The sequence below is a fragment of the Bradyrhizobium sp. UFLA05-153 genome, assembly GCF_054185185.1.
On the sequence record NZ_JBBIAM010000004.1, the window covers coordinates 202,259 to 223,772 of the forward strand.

Annotated in this window: 22 protein-coding genes, 1 tRNA gene and 2 pseudogenes; 3 read left to right on the forward strand and 22 right to left on the reverse strand. The window is 60.3% G+C overall.

Annotated elements, in window-relative coordinates; genetic code table 11:
* The first annotated feature begins 1 nt into the window (after position 1).
* Positions 2-985, forward strand: coding sequence for a cation diffusion facilitator family transporter (locus tag Q2941_RS04665; protein WP_458191761.1), 984 nt, complete (start codon positions 2-4; stop codon positions 983-985).
* Between the two features lie 142 nt (positions 986-1,127).
* Here the strand turns inward: Q2941_RS04665 and Q2941_RS04670 are convergent, their stop codons facing one another.
* From Q2941_RS04670 to Q2941_RS04690, 5 genes and pseudogenes are all read right to left on the reverse strand, one after another.
* Positions 1,128-1,988 (reverse strand): class I SAM-dependent methyltransferase, encoded by an 861-nt coding sequence (locus Q2941_RS04670; protein ID WP_458191782.1) that lies wholly within the window; start codon positions 1,986-1,988, stop codon positions 1,128-1,130.
* An 8-nt stretch (positions 1,989-1,996) separates the two neighbouring features.
* Positions 1,997-2,881: a cytochrome P450 gene (locus Q2941_RS04675; protein WP_458191762.1), complete on the reverse strand. Its 885-nt coding sequence runs from the start codon at positions 2,879-2,881 to the stop codon at positions 1,997-1,999.
* 73 nt (positions 2,882-2,954) lie between these two features.
* A pseudogene (locus Q2941_RS04680) lies at positions 2,955-3,413 on the reverse strand (cytochrome P450); the annotation flags it as partial.
* Between the two features lie 113 nt (positions 3,414-3,526).
* Positions 3,527-4,024 carry a hypothetical protein gene (locus Q2941_RS04685; protein ID WP_051390169.1) on the reverse strand — a complete coding sequence of 166 codons (498 nt, stop codon included), beginning with the start codon at positions 4,022-4,024 and terminating at the stop codon, positions 3,527-3,529.
* A 290-nt stretch (positions 4,025-4,314) separates the two neighbouring features.
* Positions 4,315-4,506 carry a hypothetical protein gene (locus Q2941_RS04690; RefSeq protein ID WP_156944805.1) on the reverse strand — a complete coding sequence of 64 codons (192 nt, stop codon included), beginning with the start codon at positions 4,504-4,506 and terminating at the stop codon, positions 4,315-4,317.
* Positions 4,507-4,779: 273 nt separating this feature from the next.
* On the opposite strand from Q2941_RS04690, the gene Q2941_RS04695 reads away from it, so the two are divergent.
* Complete coding sequence (locus Q2941_RS04695) at positions 4,780-6,642, forward strand: caspase family protein (RefSeq protein WP_458191763.1); 1,863 nt, start codon at positions 4,780-4,782, stop codon at positions 6,640-6,642.
* A gap of 235 nt (positions 6,643-6,877) precedes the next feature.
* On the opposite strand, the gene Q2941_RS04700 is transcribed toward Q2941_RS04695, so the two are convergent.
* The 13 genes from Q2941_RS04700 to Q2941_RS04760 all read right to left on the reverse strand — a co-directional run bounded on the left by Q2941_RS04700 (position 6,878) and on the right by Q2941_RS04760 (position 17,268).
* On the reverse strand, positions 6,878-7,966 hold the full coding sequence (locus Q2941_RS04700; RefSeq protein WP_458191764.1) for a site-specific integrase: 1,089 nt from the start codon (positions 7,964-7,966) through the stop codon (positions 6,878-6,880).
* Between the two features lie 412 nt (positions 7,967-8,378).
* A complete protein-coding gene (locus tag Q2941_RS04705; RefSeq protein ID WP_458191765.1) occupies positions 8,379-8,630 on the reverse strand; it encodes a helix-turn-helix transcriptional regulator in 252 nt (83 codons plus the stop codon).
* Positions 8,631-9,163: 533 nt separating this feature from the next.
* On the reverse strand, positions 9,164-9,472 hold the full coding sequence (locus tag Q2941_RS04710) for a hypothetical protein (RefSeq protein WP_458191766.1): 309 nt from the start codon (positions 9,470-9,472) through the stop codon (positions 9,164-9,166).
* A gap of 94 nt (positions 9,473-9,566) precedes the next feature.
* Positions 9,567-9,749 carry a hypothetical protein gene (locus tag Q2941_RS04715; RefSeq protein WP_458191767.1) on the reverse strand — a complete coding sequence of 61 codons (183 nt, stop codon included), beginning with the start codon at positions 9,747-9,749 and terminating at the stop codon, positions 9,567-9,569.
* 331 nt (positions 9,750-10,080) lie between these two features.
* Positions 10,081-10,662, reverse strand: coding sequence for a Swt1 family HEPN domain-containing protein (locus Q2941_RS04720; RefSeq protein ID WP_458191768.1), 582 nt, complete (start codon positions 10,660-10,662; stop codon positions 10,081-10,083).
* The gene (locus tag Q2941_RS04725; RefSeq protein WP_458191769.1) at positions 10,649-11,287 is read right to left on the reverse strand and encodes a DUF5343 domain-containing protein; all 639 of its coding nucleotides are present in this window, start codon (positions 11,285-11,287) and stop codon (positions 10,649-10,651) included. Before Q2941_RS04725 ends, Q2941_RS04720 begins: the two co-directional genes overlap by 14 nt.
* A gap of 226 nt (positions 11,288-11,513) precedes the next feature.
* Positions 11,514-11,855 carry a hypothetical protein gene (locus Q2941_RS04730; protein ID WP_458191770.1) on the reverse strand — a complete coding sequence of 114 codons (342 nt, stop codon included), beginning with the start codon at positions 11,853-11,855 and terminating at the stop codon, positions 11,514-11,516.
* Positions 11,852-12,202: a hypothetical protein gene (locus Q2941_RS04735; protein ID WP_458191771.1), complete on the reverse strand. Its 351-nt coding sequence runs from the start codon at positions 12,200-12,202 to the stop codon at positions 11,852-11,854. The genes Q2941_RS04730 and Q2941_RS04735 overlap by 4 nt, the downstream gene beginning before the upstream one ends.
* 319 nt (positions 12,203-12,521) lie before the next feature.
* Entirely contained in the window at positions 12,522-12,959 is a 438-nt protein-coding gene (locus Q2941_RS04740) for a hypothetical protein (protein WP_458191772.1), read from the reverse strand.
* A 15-nt stretch (positions 12,960-12,974) separates the two neighbouring features.
* On the reverse strand, positions 12,975-14,057 hold the full coding sequence (locus Q2941_RS04745; RefSeq protein ID WP_458191773.1) for a hypothetical protein: 1,083 nt from the start codon (positions 14,055-14,057) through the stop codon (positions 12,975-12,977).
* Between the two features lie 325 nt (positions 14,058-14,382).
* Positions 14,383-14,607 carry a hypothetical protein gene (locus Q2941_RS04750; RefSeq protein WP_458191774.1) on the reverse strand — a complete coding sequence of 75 codons (225 nt, stop codon included), beginning with the start codon at positions 14,605-14,607 and terminating at the stop codon, positions 14,383-14,385.
* Entirely contained in the window at positions 14,585-16,906 is a 2,322-nt protein-coding gene (locus tag Q2941_RS04755; protein WP_458191775.1) for an AAA family ATPase, read from the reverse strand. The genes Q2941_RS04750 and Q2941_RS04755 overlap by 23 nt, the downstream gene beginning before the upstream one ends.
* A 188-nt stretch (positions 16,907-17,094) precedes the next feature.
* A complete protein-coding gene (locus Q2941_RS04760; protein WP_458191776.1) occupies positions 17,095-17,268 on the reverse strand; it encodes a hypothetical protein in 174 nt (57 codons plus the stop codon).
* Here Q2941_RS04760 and Q2941_RS04765 point away from each other — a divergent pair.
* Positions 17,267-17,539, forward strand: coding sequence for a hypothetical protein (locus Q2941_RS04765; protein ID WP_458191777.1), 273 nt, complete (start codon positions 17,267-17,269; stop codon positions 17,537-17,539). The genes Q2941_RS04760 and Q2941_RS04765 overlap by 2 nt on opposite strands.
* A gap of 112 nt (positions 17,540-17,651) precedes the next feature.
* On the opposite strand, the gene Q2941_RS04770 is transcribed toward Q2941_RS04765, so the two are convergent.
* The 4 genes and pseudogenes from Q2941_RS04770 to Q2941_RS04785 all read right to left on the reverse strand — a co-directional run.
* Positions 17,652-17,726, reverse strand: a tRNA-Val gene (locus tag Q2941_RS04770).
* Positions 17,727-17,916: 190 nt separating this feature from the next.
* On the reverse strand, positions 17,917-18,321 hold the full coding sequence (locus Q2941_RS04775) for a GFA family protein (RefSeq protein ID WP_027527444.1): 405 nt from the start codon (positions 18,319-18,321) through the stop codon (positions 17,917-17,919).
* 59 nt (positions 18,322-18,380) lie between these two features.
* A complete protein-coding gene (lon, locus tag Q2941_RS04780; protein ID WP_027527445.1) occupies positions 18,381-20,804 on the reverse strand; it encodes an endopeptidase La in 2,424 nt (807 codons plus the stop codon).
* Positions 20,805-21,124: 320 nt separating this feature from the next.
* A pseudogene (locus tag Q2941_RS04785) lies at positions 21,125-21,514 on the reverse strand (ATP-dependent Clp protease ATP-binding subunit ClpX); the annotation flags it as partial.

The following is a 21,514-nucleotide window of genomic DNA, read 5'->3' on the forward strand; positions in this document are numbered from 1 at the left end:
CGTGGACAAGCACGACCATGCCGGCCATCATCACCATGACCACCACGACCATGCCGGGCACGACCACGGTCATAGCCACGGCCTTGGCCACGGTGCGCATGTCCACGCGCCCGCAAGTTTTGGCAGGGCATTTGCGATCGGCATCTCGCTGAACACCGCGCTCGTTGTCGCGCAAGGCGTCTACGGCTACGTCGCCAATTCCACCGCCCTGCTCGCCGACGCCAGCCATAATCTCAGCGACGTGCTCGGCCTCGTCATGGCCTGGGGTGCATCGGTTGCGGCCAGGCGCGCGCCCACGGGCCGCTTCACCTACGGCTTTCGCGCCTCGACCATCCTTGCGGCCCTCGCGAATGCCGTCTTCCTCCTGGTCGCGACCGGCGCGATCGGCTGGGAGGCGATCCTGCGCCTGCGCGAGCCCGAGCCGGTCGCCGGCGTCACGGTGATGATCGTCGCCGGCATCGGCATCCTCATCAACGGCGCGACCGCGATGCTGTTCGCGAGCGGTCGCAAGGACGACATCAACATCCAGGGCGCGTTCCTGCACATGGCTGGCGATGCCGCGGTCTCGCTCGGCGTGGTTATCTCGGCGGCGCTGATCATCTGGACCGGCTGGCTCTGGCTCGATCCGCTGGCGAGCCTTTTGATCTGCGCCGTCATCCTCTGGAGCACGACCGGCCTCTTGCGCAGCTCGATCGACATGTCGATGGCCGCCGCGCCGCGCGGCACCGACCTCGACGCCATCAAAGCCTTTCTGATGCAGCGGCCCGGCGTCACCGATATTCACGACCTGCACGTCTGGCCGATCAGCACCACGGAGACGGCGCTGACATGTCATCTCGTCATGCTGGGCGGTCATCCCGGCGACGCCTTCCTGATGGAGACCGCGCAGCTCCTGAAAACCTCGCACCGGATCGGCCACACGACGATCCAGATCGAGACCGGCCAGGACAACGGCTGCGCGCTGGCGCCCGACAACGTGGTGTGACGGCGCGTCGTCTAGAGGCAACGGGCACACCCGCATCCCCACCGTCATTGCGAGCGCAGCGAAGCAATCCAGACCGTGTCCGCGGAAAGATTCTGGATTGCTTCGCTACGCTCGCAATGACGAATACGGATAAGCCGTGTTGCTACGCCGCCTTCGCCGTCACGATCCAGATCGCGCCCGGCAGCGCCACCGACTGCCCCTCGACGAATGGCGCCAGCGCTTCGCGGATCGAGCCCTTGGCGGCCTCAACGATCTCCGGCGGATGGCCTTGCAGCGCGCGGCTGGCGGGGCCGATTTGAAGAGAGCCGTCGACGGCCGCGTCCAGCCCGCCACCGATCGCGATGTCCATCGCAAGGTTATGCGGCTCCATGGCGACGTCCGCGAAGCCGGCGCCCTTCAGGATGCGCATCACGCGCTCTTCCGAGGCAAAGGCGAACGGACCGGGGTCCTCCGGGCCGACCGGCGGCATCTTGGGCACGTGTTTGTAGACCGCCATCAGCGGCGTCATCATCCAGGGATTTTCGCGCGGCTCGCGCCAGCAGATGAAGGCGAGCCGCCCCGAAGGTTTCAGCGCGCGGCGCAGGTTGGTGAACGAGACAATTGGGTCGGCAAAGAACATCACGCCGAAGCGCGATGCGAGCAGATCGAAGCTCGCCGGCTCGAATAGATAGACCGTTGCATCCGCCAGCACGAAATCGAGCGGCAGGTTCTTTGGCGAAAGCGCACGCGCCTGCGACAGCATCGGCTCGGACACGTCGAGCCCGAGCGCAAAGCCATTCGGTGCCACCGCCTTCGCAAATGCGACGGTGGTCGCACCGGAGCCGCAACCGATATCCAGCAAGCGCTCGCCCGGCTTCGGCTTCGCCCGGTCGATAAGGATGTCTGCAATCGGCCCGAGCAGCGTCTCCTGCACCGCGTGGCGATCGGCCCAGCGCTGCCCGCCCGGTCCGTTCCAATAGGCGATCTGGTCGGCGTTCTCTGCGTGTCCGCTTGGCAATTCCATCACGGCCTCTATGTCTCGCATTGGCAAGCTGCCTCCGCCTCGCAATTGCGCGCAGTCACACGCATGGGCAGCCCGTGTGCAGGACGTAGCGTAATTTTCTGCGACGGCCAAACTTTGGCGTCCGGCAACAGCTCCATGTCGAAGCGATGCACCAGTGCCGCGAGCACGATCGTCGCCTCCTGGAGCGCGAAGGATGCCCCGATGCAGATGCGCGGCCCGTTGCCGAACGGCAGATAAGCAAAGCGCGGGATCGCCGCGCGTGCCTCGGTCAGGAAGCGCGACGGATCGAACGCGTCGGGCTGCCGCCACAACAGCTGGTGCCGATGCAGCACGTAAGGCGCGATCACGATCAGGGAGCGCGGCTTGATCTTGAGGCCTCCGAGCGTATCCGCCCCCTCGGCCATCCGGCTCAGCGCCGCGATGGGCGGGTAGAGCCGCAGCGCCTCCTCGACCACGGCACGGGTCACCACCAGCCGTTCCGCAAGCCCCTCGACCGGCCCTGCCAGTTCGCGCCCCGCCTCCTCTCGGACACGCGCACGCCAATGCGGCGCTTGTGACAAGAGGAACATCGACCAGGCCAGCGTGTTGGCCGTCGTTTCATGTCCCGCCGACAGGAAGGTCAGGATGTTCGATCTGACCTCGGCGAGCGACATCGCGCGCCCGGTCGCAGGATCGAGCGCGCGGAGCAGCAGCGTCAGGAGATCGGAAGGCGCCTCGCCCGCAGAGAGGCCGGCAAGCCGCAATTGCCGCGTTGCGATGATCTGGTCGATGATCCCTTCGAAATAGGCCATCGTCCGACGCAGACGGCCGCGCCCGGGCCGCGGCACGGATTGCGGCAGGCCGAGCAGATCGAAGGCGCCAATCCGGCCGATCACCGTAAAGTAGGCGCTCATCGTCGTAGTCGCCACCAATGCCGTCCGAGAAGATGGTCAAGGCGAGCACGTTCAGCGTGATCAGCGTCATCTCTGCCGCGACGTCGACGGTTGTCCGCGGCCCCAGGGTGCGCCATCTCTCCGCCAGCTGGTCGGCCGCCGCCAGCATCGCGGAGGTGAAGGATGTGACCGTGCGCCGCGCAAACAGCGGCGCCAGCGTTCGCCGCTGCATCTCCCAACGCTGGCCCTCGACGCTCAACAGCCCATCGGCAAGACCGCTGGCGAGAATGCGGCGCTGGATCGGGTCCTTGCGGTAGTTGCCGGCATTGTCGACCAGCACATGCTTGATGGCCGCCGGGTCGTGCACGAGGACGGCATCGGTGAAGGGGAGCCTGACCTTCGCAATCGGCTCGCGAAAGAATTCCGCGCTCCAGCATTCCAGCGGATTGCGTTTGAGCGCCGCGAGCAGCGGAAACAACCGCAGCCGCGCCTCCGGCGGACAGGGCGCCGGCGGGCAATAACTCTCCGAAACTCCCAAAACGGAAACAGGCATCGAACGGGCAAAAAGTCGGGAACAATATGCAGTAAAGTCTCAGCCTCGCCGGATTTCCTGGCGGCGTCCAGCGGCAACGTGGGAAGCCCGCGGCCGAGTACCCGACTACCCAGTCAGTTGGATCGAGCGGTGCGACCGATATTCCAGCGAATGGCTTCCAGAGGGATGTGGGTGAACGCCTCGGCCAGCCGTCGCCTCCAAGGTTGCTTCACCGTCGAGAGCCTCCCCTCCAGATGCGCGGCCTTCTCGCGCGCTGCCACAGTTTCGACGTTGGCTTTGAGCAATTCGGCCAGCAGCTTGTTCGTGCGGTTGCACTCTCTCTCGAAGTCGGACCGATGGCTGCCGGCAATAGCCTTCATCTCCAGGAGATCGGCCTGCAACGTGGCAATGTGCTCCTTGAGGGCGGTGACCACCTGGTGACCGGCCGGAGCTTGGGAGGTGCGTGTGATGGGCGAATGGCTGATTTCGGTGAGATCGACGTGAACCAGGGTCTTTCCATCATTCGAGCGAGACCGGGGAAACCGGTGTCGCTTCACCAGCGATCTGGCTGCCTCAGGCGATATCCTGAGTCGCTCGCCTAGCTCGGCATAAGTCAGCATCTCGACGGGCATGATGGCTACTCCCGGCCGGTCGGGCGGTCACCGCCCGAACAACGAGACGCACGATAGCAGCCCCGAGTTAACGAACGGTTTACTATGCCTGCGGGTGATGTCCGCTTGGCCGATGGAGTATCTCTGGCAACTTGGTCGGAAAGCCCGGGTGCCGAAATGACAAGAGGCCGCCAAGCGGCAGCCTCTTCGATCACCTCGGCGAGCAGCTTCATGAATGTCACGCGCGCGGTACGCCGTCCGACGGTGATAAGCGGTGAGAGGACCGAACCACCGACCCGCGCCAGCCTGGATCATTCGGCTGCCAGCGAGGCTCCTGTTCGCTTCGCAAGAACGCGGCGAAAGTCCGCCGCCAGCTCGTCATAGTAGCGAGCAAGCTCCTCATAAAAAGCCTTTCCGGCCTGGTCGCTCGCTTCTTGGGCTGCTTTCATGCAGTGAGCGGCTTTGGACTCGTACCTTTCCAGCTTGATGCGAAGATCACTCATCACGGCGATACTCCACGCTAATGACGGGAGCTGGAACGGTGGTTCGGGCGGAGATCGAAAAGATGACCGAACGAAGGCAATTTTGGACCGGTCGGGGGCCCTTTCTGGGCGTCCGGCGCGCTGGGCTATGAGCCAAAGCGCGTTTGCCGCCATGCACCCTGATGTGGATATTGGCCGTCCAGCGCACCGATTTATGTGATGTCGATCACAATTGGGACTTTGCGCCAATGCCATGCTCCGACTACTCTGTTCGCATTGCGATTTGGGGCTGCAATGGGCGCGTTTCGGATTTTTGTATTTTGGTTGGTTGCAATCTGTCTCGGCTGCGGATCGGCGCACGCGGAAAAGCGCGTCGCCCTGGTGATCGGCAATTCCGCCTACAAGAGCGTACCCAAGCTGACCAATCCGGTGAACGATGCCACCCTGGTCGGCGGCATGCTCAAGAAGGCCGGGTTCGATGCCGTCGATGTCAGGCTTGACGTGAGCGCGGCGGACATGCGCCGGGCGCTGCGCGAGTTCGCTGGCAGAACGCGCGATGCGGAGGTCGCCGTAATCTATTATGCGGGGCACGGCATCGAATTGGACGGGGCCAACTACTTGATCCCCACCGACGCGATGCTGGAAACCGACGGCGATGTGCTCGATGAGACGGTCGCGCTCGATCGGGCGCTCTTCGCGGTCGAGCCCGCCAAGCAGCTTCGCCTCGTCATATTGGACGCCTGCCGCGACAATCCCTTTGCCAAGACCATGAAGCGCACGGTGGCCGCGCGCGCCATTGGACGCGGGCTCGCCAAGGTCGAGCCGACCAGCCCGAACACCATGATCGCCTTCGCCGCGAAGGCCGGCTCGACGGCCTCGGACGGTGATTCCAAAAACAGCCCGTTTGCGGCGGCCCTTGTTGATCGTCTCCCCACGCCCGGTCTCGACCTACGCAAGGCCTTCGGCTTCGTGCGCGACGACGTCCTCAAGAACACCGGCTACAAGCAGGAGCCGTATGTCTACGGCTCGCTGGGCGGTGACGACGTGCCGCTGGTGCCGGCCAGGCCGGCAGCAGCGCCGGGCCCGCAAGCCAATCCCCAGGACAGCGTGCGCCGCGACTATGAGCTGGCGCTCCAGGCGGGAAACCGGGACGCATGGGAAGCATTTTTGCAGGCTTATCCGGACGGGTTCTATGCGGGCCTCGCCCGCGCGCAATTGAAGAACGTCGCCGCCGAAGAGGCGCGCACGGCTGCCGCCGAGAAGGCGCGCCAGGCTGAGGAGGCAAAGGCGCGGCTCGCCGCTGAGCGCGCCAACAAGGCCGAGCAGGAGAAGGCGGCCGCCGCCAAGGCTGCCGAGGACGCCCGGCTTGCCGCCGAGAAAGCCAAGCAGGCCGAGGCGGCCAAGGCGGCCGCAGCCGAGCAACGCCGGAGGGAGGCCGAGGCCGCCGCGGCGAAGGTGCTGGCCGACAAGCAAGCGGCCGAGAAGGCACTTGCCGAGAAGCTCGCGAGCGACAAGGCCGCTGCCGAGCTGGCCGCCAAGCAGGCTGCCGAAAAGCAGGCTGCCGAGAAACAGCAGATCGCCGACACCGCGCAGAAGGTCGCGGCTGTCGCACCAACCTCATCGCAGCCGAGCCTGTCTCCGCAAGAGGCTGCGAAGCTGGTGCAGTCCGAACTGCGCCGCGTCGGCTGTCTGGCGTTGCCGGCGGACGGCGACTGGAATACGTCATCGCAACGCTCGCTGACGCTGTTCAACAAATATGCGGGAACGAAGTTCGACGCAAAGCTTGCGAGCTTGGATGCACTGGACGCAATCAAGGCCAAGCAGGGACGGGTCTGCCCTCTGGTCTGCGACCACGGCTTCAAGGCCGACGGCGACGCTTGCGTGAAGATCACGTGCCGCGCCGGTTATCGCATCAACGACGACAACGAATGCGAGAAGGTTCAGGACAAGAAGCCGGTTGCAACCCGCGAGGATGCCAACAAGCGAGACGCGGAGCGAAAACAGATCGAAGCTGCACCTGCGAAGCCGTCTGCATCCGGTCAAATGATTTGTAACAATGCGGGCTGTCGGCCGGTAAAGTCTGGCTGTCGGCTTTCTAGCGGCCCGAGGTATGGACATGGGGGCATGGCTGTCCCGGAAATTGAAGTGTGTAACTGAGCGGCGGCAGAGACGAGCGACCCCTCTGCGGATCAGGCACCGTAGCTCGCCTCGACAAGCCCGCCCTCCTCGTCCGCTGGGCTTCGGCGTGGCAGCCTGCCTCGCTGCGCGAGCGAAGGCTGGTGGGCGGTCACGGATTCGAACCGCGGACCCTCTCGGTGTAAACGACACGTTTTGAACAGCCAACATTGAATTTGCTGTCTTTTTGTAGCAGCTTGTCGCGTTTTGTTCATGGTCATTGCGCCTGTTTCTGTTGCATATCTGTTGCGCTCCGGCCGAGGCGCATTGACTTGGCGAGAACGCCATCATGAGTGCCCGGGATATGGTGCTTATAAACTCGGCGGATGATTGCTTCGGACACGCCGCAATAATCGCTGACCAGATGCGGCGGGACACCCGACCGCAGGTACCAGCTAATCGCGGTATGCCGCAGCGTATGCGGGATGACCCTGTCTTCCCTGATTTCGGTCGCCAGTCCTGCCGTCTTCACGACCTCAGGCCAGCCTTTTGAGACCCGCAGCACCGGCTTGCCCTGGAACTCGACCACTGCCTTGATCGCGATGCCGAGCCGGTTCCAGCGCCGCAGATGAGCCAGCAGACGCGGTGGCAGATCGACGGTCGGTTGTCGCTTGTTCGTTTCTTTTGTTCCATAAGCCAGCCGCCTGAACTGGCCTGTCTCAAGGTTGACGTAACCGCGACCGATAGTCGGGATCATTGCCGCGCCACAGATCGCACCGGCACGGGTTCCGGTATAAAGGCCGACGAGAATAAACCTTGCGATGTGCCGCGACGTGAACCGACCGGTCTCTTTGCCATCGCGCATCTCGCGCTTGCGCCACGCCGCCCAGATCAGGCGAGCAGCTTCGCTGCGGGTCAGCCATCGTTCGCGCGCTGGCGACGCTTCGGGCAGCACCGGCCGAAACAGTGTCTGCACGCCACCGACCATGTCTTTGATGTAGGCGTTGATCGCAGCCGACAACGTTTCCAGATCACGACGCGCCGCGCTCTGCGAACCCCGGTGCTTTGCGTAATCGCGCTGCCGCTGGCCATTGAGATCGCCGATGGTGTCCTCGCCGAAGAACTCGCCGAGATCGAGAACCATCTTCTTCAGCACTTTCGGGCGAGCCACCTTGGCGAAGTGATCGGTCAGGTAAACGCTCAGCGCGTCTGCGACCTTGACGGCATTGGGATCACCGCCGCTGCGGCCTGCTCGCGGGTCGTGCTTGCCGATGATGTAGGCGGCAAGCTTTCGCTCAGCGCCAACGCGGTCGCTTTCAATGCAGCCAGTGCCGATGGTGCGTTGACCGTCTCGGATGTTCCACATTGGCGTGCGGCCTTTGGCTTTGAAGAGCGCAAGACGGGGTCCTTTGCTTGGACGCGGCATGAAAATTTCATCTCCTCGATGTTGGCTAATGTGGTGAAGTCTTTGCCAGCGACGCGAAAGATCAGCAGATGGCCCGTCGCCGCTTCGCGTCGTAAGGCGGCAACCGATATCGAACCGTCAGGGAATGCGAGCGCGGCGGCTTGTTCGAGCCGCAACATGGTGTCGCGATCCGGCGGAACAGATGACGTTTTGCCCGACGGCTCATCATTTTGCCACGGCTGAAATAGCCGAACCTGTTTGTCGATTGCAGCGTGTGCTGCACGGAGCTTCGACAGATCACCGGCAGACTCGCCGTAGGCCAGGAACATTGCGGCCTTCAGCTTGCTGTTGATCGCCGCCAGATGACACGACTTCATGGCCGGTCATCACTGTGCGCAGACAGCGGCAAACGACCACGCGGAGGCTTACCGCGCATTGGCCTAGTAAGAACCCATTGTTCGATTTCGCTTTCGAGCCATGCAGACTTGCCGCCTACTGCACGTGCTGCCGGGAAATCATCGGCCTTCATCAACTTGTAAATAACGTCCCATGTCAGCGGTATGCGGCGCAGTAGTTCATGGCGGTCGATAAGCCTTGACGGCTTAGACGGCTTTGCTTTCGTCATCGCAAGGTACTCCCTCAAACAGACGCGACACACACAGGTTCTCGACTGCCGGTCACCGGCAGGAAATAGGCGTGGGCACTGCTCTGAGGGGACAATCAGCCTAGCCCTTATTGCGCTGGCGTCAAGTCATGAGATGCGACGCACGGCCGTTCAGCGACCTGCGTGCATATCTAAAATTTTCTGACACGACTGAAGCCGATCAACGATTGTCGTTTGAGGCCTGCCGACGCAGAGGCAGGCAGCCGCCTCGCCGGTTTTGGCCGGTCTTTGGGCCTTGGTCAGCCGGAAAGCGGCTGGCGCACGCTCGCTAGGTCATGGCGAGGCCGTGCCGAGACCATCTGGCACCACCGGCTTTTGGACTGACACAGGGGCCACGTTGGCCCAACCGTGGCGCGCAGGTCCGACACGACAAGAGGCCGGGCCGCCAAGGCAGCCAGATCGCCAGCGCGAGGCGCTGGCCAGCGGTGCGGCGGCTAGCTGGCCTTAGGGACCGACCTGCGGTCTAGGCCATCAGGCGAGACTCGCAGTTAGAACTAGCACGCAAAGGAGCTAAAGAGGCTCGACGCCCCACCTAATGCGACGGCCACCGCTGTCCAGCGTGCTGCTTTCTTGTTGAGACGAGCCGTTTGTTGAGTCGCCTCGTACATGCCACCCAGCCACAGCGTGTTCATGCCGGTCATCCGGTTCAGCATCTCTTGCTGTTGGTCTCCGTCAGGGAATGGCACGTGTTCGTTCGCACCCCACCGTTTAATTTCGACTGTGCTTGAGACATACCAGTAGTAGGCTCCCATAAGGCCGGCGAAGGCTCCCGCAATCGCAAACCAGAATGCTAAAGACTTCACGATTTCTAGTCCTCCGACTGTCTTTGATGAGGATCAAACAGGTTCAGGGCAACGAAAAAAAACGGGCGGCATCACGCCGCCCGTCGTCGTTAGTTTACGCAGAACGCTTTGATGCTGCGACTTGCTTGCTTCCGATGTGCGCCTTCTCAGTCAGGATCTCGCTGACGCGTCCCGCATTGATGCGGTAGTCGGCAGCGATCTCGTGCTGAAGCTGGCCACTCAAATAACGCAACCAAACATCCACAGCCTCATCGCGCGTAAACTTGGTCTTGCTCAATTTTATAGGTCCTTGCATTGGACCTCTTGACCAGACTCAAGCGTTCAGTATTACTGAAGTTACAAGAGACGGCCAAAAGGCCGCATGGGAGTTGAAGATTCATGAAAGCCGGGCGTCCTGGCAGGGGTGGCCCGGTTTTTTCATCATCAGCCGACTCACGTCGCCTGACCCGCTAATTGTACAAGAGATTCGCGCGTGACTCGCAATTCCGCGTGGATATCCCGCAGCTATCCGACCTTTTCACAGAGCCTTGACAGGGCGCGACTCAGTTGACGCACTGGCGGATGCATTGGAAGAGAGGCGGTATCACCACTGATAATTCACGCCCATCTTAGCCGATCATTCTGAACCAGTCTTTGACCGCAAGTCTTAAGCGATCCGTCTCGTCCTCCGATAGCGGGCAACAATGTGCAATGGGTCCGCGCAGCATGTTGAGGCTCGCCATCACCTTCTGAACCGCGCGCGGGCTCTTGAAAATCGTGCCGAAGACGTCCCAGTTCGATGTGATGATAACCGATAGCTGACCAAATGTGGTGTAGTCGATGGCGCGATCCGATCGCGGCGTTATGCTGTTGTCGATCTCCTTCTTTTTGAGGCCTGCCACATCCTTTTGAATGTCAGGATCAACCTTAGTGTCCCACCAATTTGGTCCTGCCGCATCTTCTAGCGATTCAGTAATGATTTTGCGGATTGCCTGCTCAAGACAGTAAAACAGCTCGTACTGTTCTGCCATGCGGGCCGCTTCTCTCCGCACTTCCTGTTCGAACTGAGGGTAATATTCCGCTGCGCTCTGACCAGAGACGCGCGGGACATGCCCAAGCTCCAGGTTGAACCTCTTTTCTAAGTCTTGCAGTTCGTTGGTGATCAGAAGCCCCGACATACCAAACGAGCGCAAATAGTCATTCGGTTTCACTCGGACCCTCCAAGAGATGCTCCTTCAAGCTCTTGAAAATGGCGTTGAAGACAGCAACGTCAGCAGTAGCTGGGAGATTTAAGTTTATCGTATATCCCAAACGGAGACCGACCGACTGAGCATTGGGATTCGGTGGAAGGGCCGCGGGCAACGCGGGCGGCAGCTCGTTCACCTCGACTTTACTTGGTTCGTTCGACTTTTTGTCGAATGTGGCGAATTTCCTGAGACCCTTAATAGAGCCGAGAATATAGCCGACGGTAGCAGAGTTGGACTCTTCTCCGGTCTCCTCGATAATAAGCCCTCGGAGTTTAGCGTCATCGAGCGCATACCAGTACTCATTGCGTGTCGACAGAGGAGCGTATCCGACTTTCAGTGCATCGGCCGCAGCATCGCCCATGCTGGAGCTGTTGCGGAACCGTGTGTAGATTTCAGACGGACTTCCGTCGACTTTCACAAATCCTATTTTCTTAAGGAAGGCCGCCATCTGGTTGCCAGACCCTCCAGGGATTTTGAGGATTGTTTTGACGAAATCCTGAGTGACGCTTTCCGGCGTTGCTGCCGCCTTGATGCCCAATAACGCCTTTTCGACGTTACCTGTGGCGGTGACATAGGGAAGAGATGCCATAAGTGATTCCTCGCTGTGGCCCTATGCTCATATTCCTCCAACGGTTGGCAAGGCCATCGTGCAGGTACTCACAGTTGTGTGCATAAATTCTTTGGGTGGATAACGGGGATAGCCTTCAATTTTAAGCCGAGCAACACGCGGTCTAGCGCTTTTGCCGTGGCGGCTACTGGCCCAGAGGCATGGTGGACCTCATAGGCAACCTGACCTCGACCAGTGCCTGAATTGGTTATCGTTGGGCCCCGACCACAGCGGCAAGCGCCGCCTCCGGGTCAGGATGCCACCTTGAAATGCCGTGACGGAGCATTTTCTTTAAGACTCGAGCAGCGATTCGTTCGCTTGCTTCCGGATGCTCCAGAGCGATCACAGCGCACGGCGGCCACTGCCAAGCCTTGAGTTTTAGGCTTCTGATCTGCGCACTAAACGCCGCGAACTTCGCCACGCTTTCCCAAGGCTCGTGTTCCAATTTATAGTCAATCTGGTCACTGCGCTCTTGGCTTTGCCTACGCGCGTACTGCATTGACAGCGTCAAGGCTCTGTAATCATTTTCACTATACATCATCGTCGTCACTCGTCGTCTTCGTCATCGACAAACGTATCGTAATAGGAGGCTGGCGTAGTCAGCTTTGGCGGCGGGTTGTTCGGACGGCGGCCTTGCGGTGACAGCCGCAGCCGCATGGACAACGCGACGATTGCACGCAGGCTTTTTTCCTGAACGACCAGCCACGGCGAGGCTTTGCCATTGACCACAGCGTTACCGCGCAATTCCTTTGCTGCACGCTCGGCCAAGACGATGGCTTCGGCGTAACGGCATAGCAGCGGCAGGTCGCTCATCTGGAAATGTGTCGGCGCCGTGTTGTTGACGATGTCGAGGAACGCGGCACGTTCGGCTGGGCTCAGGTTGGACGGCGGTTTCACCCGCGTTGGCCGCGGATGGCTGGCAATCAATTCGAGATGAGCGGTGGTTTTTCTCGGCATTTGCCTTCCCGTTAGAATGGTGGCGCTAACAGGTTTAGCGACGTAGCAGAAAGTGACCTGTGGGCCGCTGAGCTAGAGCCGCGGTACCGCATTTCCGAAAGGCCCCCCCGCCGAATAAACAAGTCGTAGATGAGACTGCCGCTTTGGTTGGTTGCGCACCTCAGTTAGGCCATTTGGCTTAACTGATTTTCTTTCAGCTTGTGACCGTGCCGCGATAACTGCATAGGCAAAAATATCTTGGACCATTCGATCAATCGAACTATTTGACCAAGACGACTGGTGTTTGCTTGCCATGGTGTTCATGCTGTCTCTCCGAAGAGGAATGTTCGATGCGCGCAAGAATGTCTGCCTTCAGTCGTTCGCCATACATCTGCAGTGCGCGGCCTATGACTTCAGCAGCATGCGACCGTTCGGCCGCAATCGCTGCATTGATCGCAGCTTGCTGCTGAGCTCGCACCTGCTCGATGCGCCTGTTCAGTCGGGCTTCAAGCGAGGCTGATGCAATCTCGGCTTTCTCGCGTTCGCATCTGGCAGCGAACGCATCGCCCTCACTTCGCCATTGCTCTACAGCATCGATTGGCCGCGCCAATTCGCGCCTCACGGCAAACTCGGTGGCATCGCCAAATTCCAAACGCGTGCGTTCCGATGCTGCGCGGGCTTCGGCAATAACACTGCGCGCATATCCTGGTGTGTACATCGACGCGGCTCCCTTTCACCAATTGATGTTTTGAACCCACTGTACGCCGCCGCTTGCCGCAGCCCATGCCACCCATGCGCGAACACGAACGGCAATGCAATTTGTTTGGAACATGCTGCGCTGAGGTGCAGCCACGACCGCGGGCGAGCCCGAACCGACAAGCGGCAGTGGCGCTGTGTCTTCGGCGTGGAAAGCGGCGTGCTTGCTTGTCTCAATTGCCGGAGCCTCGCGGTAGCCGCTGGCAATAGCACTAGGCGCAACGGCCATCACCGATTTGGCTGGCAGGCCGAGCGTCATCAAAACGCTGAAGCTACTGGCTTGCGCCCGCAAACTGAGAATAAGGGCTTCTCGTGGACCTGCGACAAAAACTGTGTCGCTTGGATCGATGCCAGCCGCACCGATTGCACCAACCAGATTGCCAAGGTCTTGCACCAGCGCACTGCCGAGCGGATCATTGCCGGTCACTGCCGTCGGTGTAAGCGGTGTGACGCCGTTGAGCAAACCTTTTGGCGTGACGCCGTCATCGGCCTGCGACCCAAACGCTACCTTGTCGATGGCAGCATTGCTTCTGTCGCTTAGTACCTTGCCGATGATCGCGCTGGCGTTATCTGGATTGGCGTCTTCCAGCTCTTGCGAGACAGCGCTCAGGATCAGAATTTTTCGGGCAGGTCCAACCACTGCTCCGGCAAAGCTGAGCTGCACCGCTGGCGCTGGCAGGCCTTCGCCGACGAAGATCGGCACGCCCGCCTGCGCTACCGCGTTTGGAACGGTGACGGTCGTAGCGCTATTAAGATCAAGCTTCAAGCCAAGGTTGAACAGTTTGATGGCTGCACTTCCTGGCGCAAGGCTGCGAAACGTTTCAACAATTGTGTGCGGTGGGAATTGCGCCGTAGACGTTGGACTGACTGCCGCCTTATGGATCAGTGCGGCACGTTCATCGCGTGGCCATTCCGATTTGAGAATGGTCTCTGGCTTGCCGCGTCCTAATTTGGAAAGCGCATCGGCTGTGATCGCGCGGTACCATGATCGCTGTTCGTTTGAGCGCATTAGAACAGGGTCAGGTAGAAATGGTCGGTCGATTTTTTGAACAAGGGTCATCGGTCGCAGGCCTCCCAAAGTCGCAGCCTAGACCCGCGTCAAGGCCAAGGGGCGTTACGGTCAACGGAAAATTTTCGCTGCGCCGCAAGGTTCAGGACTGCCTTGGTGTCGGGGGTCTGTCAGGGGTGGGGTTGTTTCCCCTAAAGGGGAAAACAACTACCCCTGACACCCTGCGTCAGGAGTTTATGTCAGGGGTCGTGCGAACTCCTGACACGCCTGCTAAAACAATGGCTTGATGCCTGTCAGCAAGCCAAAAAGATCCAAAATAGCGTCAGGAGTCCACACGACCCCTGACAATGCAGCGATTTGGCATCGCAGCAACCGCCTATAGGCGCTCGGCAGCGGCCCGCAAATGCTGCGCCCATTGCTCGATCAGGCTTTCAAGCTCGCGCGCAACACATTGGCGATCCCATACAGCGGTCTCAGGCAGACCAAGGTCGATTAGGGTCTCAATCACGTTGTCGCTGAGCGTCAGGCGATAGCAGCGCAGGCCGTTGCGCCGTCGATCACGATAGCGCTTTTGGCTGTCAGAACTCCCCGGCATCGGCATCCTCCGCTCTCGGTTCGCGGCCTGCCGAAATGAAGTCAACTGGGTCTCGAGATCGCAACGATGGGTCCCGACGGTTCTCTACAACGAGCAACCCGCCTTTGATCCATTGTTCGATGCGCGTAATCAGTTGCGTCCGATCCCTCTTGTTATCGATATTGAGTCCGAACGCCTTTGCAATTGGATCACCGATCCACGGTTTGGCACGTTGGTCTTTGCGCCAAGGTCCGCCTTCGTTGATCAGCGCTTGTGCGCGCCTGATATGATCAACCGTCACGATAGTCGGGTTGATTGTGAAGTCCCATGCTGCGACCACGCCCATGTTGTCGCCAGGAGCAGCACGCAAGGGATTGTTGCCTATATCGACCGACATGAACTGATACCAATCTGCATGTTCGGCAGGCGGTAGCAGATTGGCCTTGCCCTTGTCGGCGCGGAAATAATAATTCTTGAGCTTCGGATCGATCCGTGCGTTTTCAGCTTCCTCTTTGGTCATGTTGTTCAGTGCGCGCGACAGTCGTACTGCATCGCGAAACGACGAAGCACCGCGGCCGTCATCGGTTGAAACGCCGTTTGTCCCCTGCATCGGCTTGCGCGTATGATGCGCAAGCATGATTGCACAGTTGGCGATCTTGGCGATGTGCATCCACGTCCTGACCACCTGATCGATGGCGTTGTTGTCGTTTTCTGGAACGTGATGACAGGTGATAAATGGATCGATGATCAAAACATCGATCTTGTTTTCGACCAGCGTTGCAACGACGCCTTCGACAACCGGCACTGCGATCTTGATACCGTTCTTGGTGTCTTCCGCTATCACAATCGGCATTGAACTGCCGCTGTCCATGAATAGGCGCGCACCGAGATCATCCGGCGTCAAGCCGTAGTGCTTGATCGCAGCACCGAAGCGTCGTTGCAGCTCAAGCTCCGGTTCTTCGCCATTCCAATACCAGACCCGCAATTGCTCGTCAGGCTGCACGCCTAGCAAATCTTGGTTGCTGACCATCGCCAAGCTTTCGGCGATCAGCAAATAAGATTTACCGATGCCGCCTGTAGAAATCGTCGCTGATACGGTCTGGCGAACGTAATAAGGCTTATAGAGCCATTCGCGCATCGGGATTTTGCTTGGATCGATCCAGACGAATGGCGTCGCGTGGATGCCTTTTGGTTTGGGCTTAGGTGGCGGCTCGGGTGGCGGCTCGTCATCATTGGCCGGTGTTGATTTAGCCGCCTCGGGTTTGGGTTCAGGCGATGGCTCATCACGCCGTCGCGCTGCATCGCGCGCCGCAGCCTGCATCTTGACTTGCAGATCGCGGAGCACCTTGTTCATATAATCGTCACGCCAGCCCGGCGCGGTTTCATCGGCATGCCAATAGAGCGTACCGACTTTGATTTCACGCGACGGATTTTTGGTAAATGCCTTCCAGCGTTCCTTCGTGCGTTTCTCTTCGTGCTTCTTTTCCGACTTTCCCGACCACCGTTCAAATGCGTCATAGGCGCGTTGATCGCCGCCCGAACCGTTGTGAGCGGCCGCCATGATGTGATACCAAGTTGTTTCATCGACATCGGCATTGGTGGCGGCGTCGAGCGCGAAAATCACCTTGTCGATATCGATCTCCTCGTCATCGATGATCGCAGGCCGTTCATGTTCCTCGGCCTTGACGCGGTCGATCAACCATTGCGGCGGATCGGCGATTGGCTGTCCTGCATTCAACCACCGATATGGGCCAACACCTGGCTTGATGCTCGGCGGCACAACAACCATGCCGCCTTCGCCGCATATATCGACACCGTCTACAGGTTTATTCTGCCTGTTTCGGATGACAACGCCAGTTGGATAATTGAAGTAATAATGTAAACCACCGGTCGGGCTGATCGCGGTCAACGTGTCTGGCCATTCAAAGCCATGTTCAGCGATAAAGGCCTTGAGATTGCCGACACCATCCTTACCGTGACCTGCGATCGTATCGGCATCTGCAATAAAAACTTTGTTCTTGATGCCGGTCGGCAGACCGATATTGGGACTTTGACCGTCAGCTAGGCTCGGCCATCGTTTGCGGAAGTCGAGACGAACTTGCGCTATGTTGTTGGTTGCACCCCAGCGCTCACCGTCTTTGCTGTACTCGGCTGACTTAAACGATTTCTTTTCGCCCGGCACTGCCGGAAAGACGGTATAGCCAAGTTGCGCGTAACGCGGTGCGGCCTCGAACATCGATGAGATCGGCTCGGCCAGATTTGGGCTAGACGGCGTCTCGGAGGCGGATCTAATCTCGGTCTCGCGCTGGTTGCTGTGGTCACCCATGATCGTGATCCTTCAGAAAACTGAAAACGGTCGATTGCTGAAAGCGTCATTGGCAGTTTCTCTTCAGTTTTCAGGTTTCAGTTTTCAGGTTCACGATCTCAAAAACTACAGCGACGAGCGCTTCAGTCATAGCGGTCACTATAGGAGCCCCTTCGGGTGAAAGCTGATGCCCATCCGAAGGGGTATTTTTATGCGATAGGTTGGCCTTCGCTCTGTTGTTGTTGTTGTCGCTTGGCCAACGCCGCTTTCGCTTCGGCCAACAACCTTGCAAATTCTTCCCGGCGTTCTCTCGTACGCTTATCGGTCTTCAAGTCTTGCAGCCGATAAAACGCACGCCGCTTTTTACGTTCGAGACTGCGCATGCCGCACCTCCTCGATGATCTCGCGCACCAGATGATTGAAATGTTGCTCGCCAAAAAAGTAGCGTTGCTGCGGCGCTCGTTCGCGATGCACCTGATTGACGGCTTCGCGAACGGCTCTGCCGACTGCATGCCGCAACTGCCAGCCTGTCGCTGTCTCGATCACGTCGCGCGGGTAGCCATCAATGCCTTCGGCCAGCAATCTGATGGCCAGGAACTTGATGTGGGAATGATAGCGATGCGGTTTCACGGCTCGACCCTCCATCGCGTCTGATCGATCAGGCTTAGGAAGATCGAAGGTCGGTCCATCGCGGCAAGCGCACGGTGCCAGCCGCGCCAGATCGCAGCGCCTAGGCGGCAGATGATGTGATGATGAGGTCGGGGAATGGTGGGCGGTGACGGGATCGAACCGCCGACCCGCTGCGTGTAAAGCAGCCGCTCTTCCGCTGAGCTAACCGCCCGTATTCCTGTTGCGGTATCTGTTGCACTAATAGGCGGCTTGGCAAGAACGTCAAGTTCTTCAGATACTTCGCCGGTCAACGCATGTCGGTGTAAACGAGATGCTCTAACCAGCTGAGCTAACCGCCCCTCGCCGCCTCTTTAGCCCCAGGCCCCCCGGAGGGGCAAGGGCCGAACGTCAACGCATATCAATCAATCCCTCGGCCGTCCCGGCAGCCCCGGCACGGCGTCGATCCACACCGCCGCCGATTGGCACCAGATCTGGCGGCTGGGCCGCAAGGCCTCGCGCTGGCGGATGCTACCCCAGCGGATGCCCCAATCGTCGGCTTCCGTGCCCTCGCCGCTGGTGAACAGCGGGGAGCCGCAGTCGCCGCAGAAATGCTGGAAGCGCATCCGGCCGTTGTCGCCGCGCTTGCCATAGACCCTGGGCTTTCCGCCGGTCAGCCGGATGGTTTGCCCGGAGCAGATCGCGGTCACCCGAAAGGGAGACCCGGTCAGCGTCTGGCAATCGGTGCAGTGGCACACCGAGACGGCCTCCGGATCGATCTCCGCCGCGTAGCTGACTCGTCCGCAATGGCATTGTCCGTCGATCTGCATGCCGCGCTCCCGAAACAAAAACGGCGCCCGAAGGCGCCGTTTTAACATCTTTGGCGGTCTCAGTGAGCGGTCAGGCCGCCGGCGGCTTCGTCACCGTCCGGCTTCACCGTCACCTTGGTATCCTCTTCCCAGACGATCGGCACCGGCTTCTTCACCAGCGCGCGGGCGACGACGTCGTCGAGCCGCGAGACCGGGACGATGTCCATGCCGCCCTTGATCGCATCGGAAATCTCCGTGAGATCCTTGGCGTTGTCCTCGGGGATCAGCACCGTCTTGATGCCGCCGCGGGCGGCAGCCAGGAGCTTCTCCTTCAGGCCGCCGATCGGCAGCACGCGGCCGCGCAGCGTGATCTCGCCGGTCATCGCGACATCGTGGCGGACCGGGATGCCGGTCATGACCGAGATGATCGCGGTGGCCATCGCCACGCCTGCGGACGGGCCGTCCTTGGGCGTAGCGCCCTCCGGCACGTGCACGTGGATGTCGCGCCGGTCGAACTGCGGCGGCTCGATGCCGTAGTTGATCGCCCGCGAGCGGACATAGGACGCCGCCGCCGAGATCGACTCCTTCATCACGTCGCGCAGATTGCCCGTGACCGTCATCTTGCCCTTGCCGGGCATCATGACGCCTTCGATCGTCAAGAGCTCGCCGCCGACGTCCGTCCAGGCAAGGCCGGTGACGATGCCGACCTGCGGCTCGCTCTCGATCTCGCCGAAGCGATACTTCGGCACGCCGAGGAACTCTTCCAGAGTCTTCTCGGTGACCTTGACCGACTTCTTCTTGGAGATCATCAGCTCCTTCACCGCCTTGCGGGCGAGTGTCGACAGCTCACGCTCAAGATTACGCACGCCCGCTTCGCGGGTATAGCGGCGGATCATCAGCAACAAGGCGTCGTCGTCGATCGACCATTCCTTGGAATCGAGGCCATGCTTGGCGATCGCGTTCGGGATCAGGTGCTTGCGCGCAATCTCGACCTTCTCGTTCTCGGTGTAGCCCGCGATCCGGATGATCTCCATGCGGTCCATCAGCGGCCCCGGAATATTGAGCGTATTCGCGGTCGTGATGAACATCACGTTGGAGAGATCGTAGTCGACCTCGAGATAGTGGTCGTTGAAGGTCGCGTTCTGCTCGGGGTCCAGGACCTCGAGCAGCGCCGAGGACGGATCGCCGCGGAAATCGGCGCCCATCTTGTCGATCTCGTCCAAGAGAAACAGCGGGTTGGACGACTTCGCCTTGCGCATCGACTGGATGATCTTGCCGGGCATCGAGCCGATATAGGTGCGGCGATGACCGCGGATCTCGGCCTCGTCGCGCACGCCGCCGAGCGAGACGCGCACGAATTCGCGCCCCGTCGCCTTGGCGATCGACTTGCCGAGCGAGGTCTTGCCGACGCCGGGAGGCCCGACCAGGCACAGGATCGGACCCGTGAGCTTATTGGCGCGCGACTGCACCGCAAGATACTCGACGATGCGGTCCTTGACCTTCTCGAGCCCGTAGTGATCGGCATCCAGAACGGCTTGCGCGGCCTCCAGGTCCTTCTTGACCTTGGACTTCTTGTTCCACGGGATCGACAGCAGCCAATCCAGATAGTTTCGCACCACCGTCGCTTCCGCGGACATCGGCGACATCTGGCGCAGCTTCTTCAGCTCGTGCTGCGCCTTCTCGCGCGCTTCCTTCGACAGCTTGGTCTTGGAGATCTTCTCTTCGAGATCAGCGAGCTCATCGCGACCATCGTCGTCGCCGAGCTCCTTCTGAATCGCCTTCATCTGCTCGTTGAGATAGTACTCGCGCTGGGTCTTCTCCATTTGGCGCTTGACGCGCGAGCGGATGCGCTTCTCCACCTGCAGCACCGAGATCTCGCTCTCCATCAGCCCCAGCACCTTCTCCAGGCGCGAGGTAACGGACAGCGTCTCCAGGATTCCTTGGCGATCCGCGATCTTGACCGCGAGATGCGAGGCAACGGTGTCGGCGAGCTTGGCGAAATCGGTGATCGCCTGCACGACGCCGACGACCTCGGCCGAGATCTTCTTGTTGAGCTTCACATAGCTCTCGAAGTCGGACACGACCGAGCGCGCCAGCGCTTCGGCCTCGACCGATTTCGCATCGGTGTCGGCGAGCGCAACGGCGGTTGCTTCATAATAGTCGGCGCGATCGGTATACTTCTCCACGCGCGCGCGCTCGAGCCCTTCGACCAGCACCTTCACGGTGCCGTCGGGAAGCTTCAGGAGCTGCAACACGCTGGCGAGCGTACCGGTCTCGTAAATCGCATCGGGCGCCGGATCATCGTCGGACGCGTTCTTCTGCGTCGCGAGCATGATCAGCGCGTCGTTCTTCATCACCTCTTCGAGCGCGCGGATCGATTTCTCGCGACCAACGAAGAGCGGCACGATCATGTGCGGGAAGACGACGATATCGCGCAGCGGAAGCACGGGATAAGCGTGCGCCTCGCCGTGAACGATGGTTGGCCGGGGTTTGGGACTGGTCATGGCCTTTTCCTTTTGCTTTGCCCCCTTGCACGCAGCCCGCTGTAGCTAGCGCAACCGCCACAAGGTGCCGAGGTGATCCGCAAAACCAGTAGGCCCTTAAGCTTGGACCGGCCTTGCCAGATCGAAGTGAGGCGAATCTTGAAGAGAATTCCTGCTCGCCGTTGACACTAAGGTGGCTATCGACCCGGGGGGTGTCAAGCCATTGAAAAATGCGCGCCATTCGGCGCCTACGCACGCGGGACGAGCGACGCAACACCGGCTGCGGATACATGTTCCGCAGCCGTCAATTCGAGAGGTTCGAAGGCTCAGACCAGCGCCGTTCAGGCGCTGGCATTCTCAACCGCGCGATCGGAGCGATCGGCGTAGATGTAGAGCGGGCGCGCCGTGCCTTCCACGACCTCGCGGGAGATCACGACCTCTTCCACACCTTCCAGGCCCGGCAAATCGAACATGGTCTCGAGCAGGATTGCCTCGAGGATCGAGCGCAGTCCGCGCGCGCCGGTCTTGCGCTCGATCGCCTTGCGGGCAACCGCGCCAAGCGCCTCGTCGGCGAAGGTCAGCTCGATGTTCTCCATCTCGAACAGGCGCTGGTACTGTTTGACCAGTGCATTCTTCGGATCGGTCAGGATCTTCTTTAGCGAGGTCTCGTCGAGGTCCTCGAGCGTCGCAACGACCGGCAGACGGCCGACGAACTCGGGGATGAGGCCGTA

Excerpts from the sequence above, each read along its gene's own strand:
- Q2941_RS04775 (WP_027527444.1), bottom strand. The coding sequence starts at position 18,321 with ATGCAGATCGACGGACAATGCCATTGCGGACGAGTCAGCTACGCGGCG.
- Q2941_RS04740 (WP_458191772.1), bottom strand. The coding sequence starts at position 12,959 with ATGTACACACCAGGATATGCGCGCAGTGTTATTGCCGAAGCCCGCGCA.
- lon (WP_027527445.1), bottom strand. The coding sequence starts at position 20,804 with ATGACCAGTCCCAAACCCCGGCCAACCATCGTTCACGGCGAGGCGCAC.
- Q2941_RS04690 (WP_156944805.1), bottom strand. The coding sequence starts at position 4,506 with ATGAGTGATCTTCGCATCAAGCTGGAAAGGTACGAGTCCAAAGCCGCT.
- Q2941_RS04755 (WP_458191775.1), bottom strand. The coding sequence starts at position 16,906 with ATGGGTGACCACAGCAACCAGCGCGAGACCGAGATTAGATCCGCCTCC.
- Q2941_RS04725 (WP_458191769.1), bottom strand. The coding sequence starts at position 11,287 with ATGGCATCTCTTCCCTATGTCACCGCCACAGGTAACGTCGAAAAGGCG.
- Q2941_RS04685 (WP_051390169.1), bottom strand. The coding sequence starts at position 4,024 with ATGCCCGTCGAGATGCTGACTTATGCCGAGCTAGGCGAGCGACTCAGG.
- Q2941_RS04675 (WP_458191762.1), bottom strand. The coding sequence starts at position 2,881 with ATGAGCGCCTACTTTACGGTGATCGGCCGGATTGGCGCCTTCGATCTG.
- Q2941_RS04700 (WP_458191764.1), bottom strand. The coding sequence starts at position 7,966 with ATGTGGAACATCCGAGACGGTCAACGCACCATCGGCACTGGCTGCATT.
- Q2941_RS04750 (WP_458191774.1), bottom strand. The coding sequence starts at position 14,607 with ATGCCGATGCCGGGGAGTTCTGACAGCCAAAAGCGCTATCGTGATCGA.
- Q2941_RS04670 (WP_458191782.1), bottom strand. The coding sequence starts at position 1,988 with ATGGAATTGCCAAGCGGACACGCAGAGAACGCCGACCAGATCGCCTAT.
- Q2941_RS04765 (WP_458191777.1), top strand. The coding sequence starts at position 17,267 with ATGCCGCACCTCCTCGATGATCTCGCGCACCAGATGATTGAAATGTTG.
- Q2941_RS04695 (WP_458191763.1), top strand. The coding sequence starts at position 4,780 with ATGGGCGCGTTTCGGATTTTTGTATTTTGGTTGGTTGCAATCTGTCTC.
- Q2941_RS04705 (WP_458191765.1), bottom strand. The coding sequence starts at position 8,630 with ATGACGAAAGCAAAGCCGTCTAAGCCGTCAAGGCTTATCGACCGCCAT.
- Q2941_RS04760 (WP_458191776.1), bottom strand. The coding sequence starts at position 17,268 with ATGCGCAGTCTCGAACGTAAAAAGCGGCGTGCGTTTTATCGGCTGCAA.
- Q2941_RS04745 (WP_458191773.1), bottom strand. The coding sequence starts at position 14,057 with ATGACCCTTGTTCAAAAAATCGACCGACCATTTCTACCTGACCCTGTT.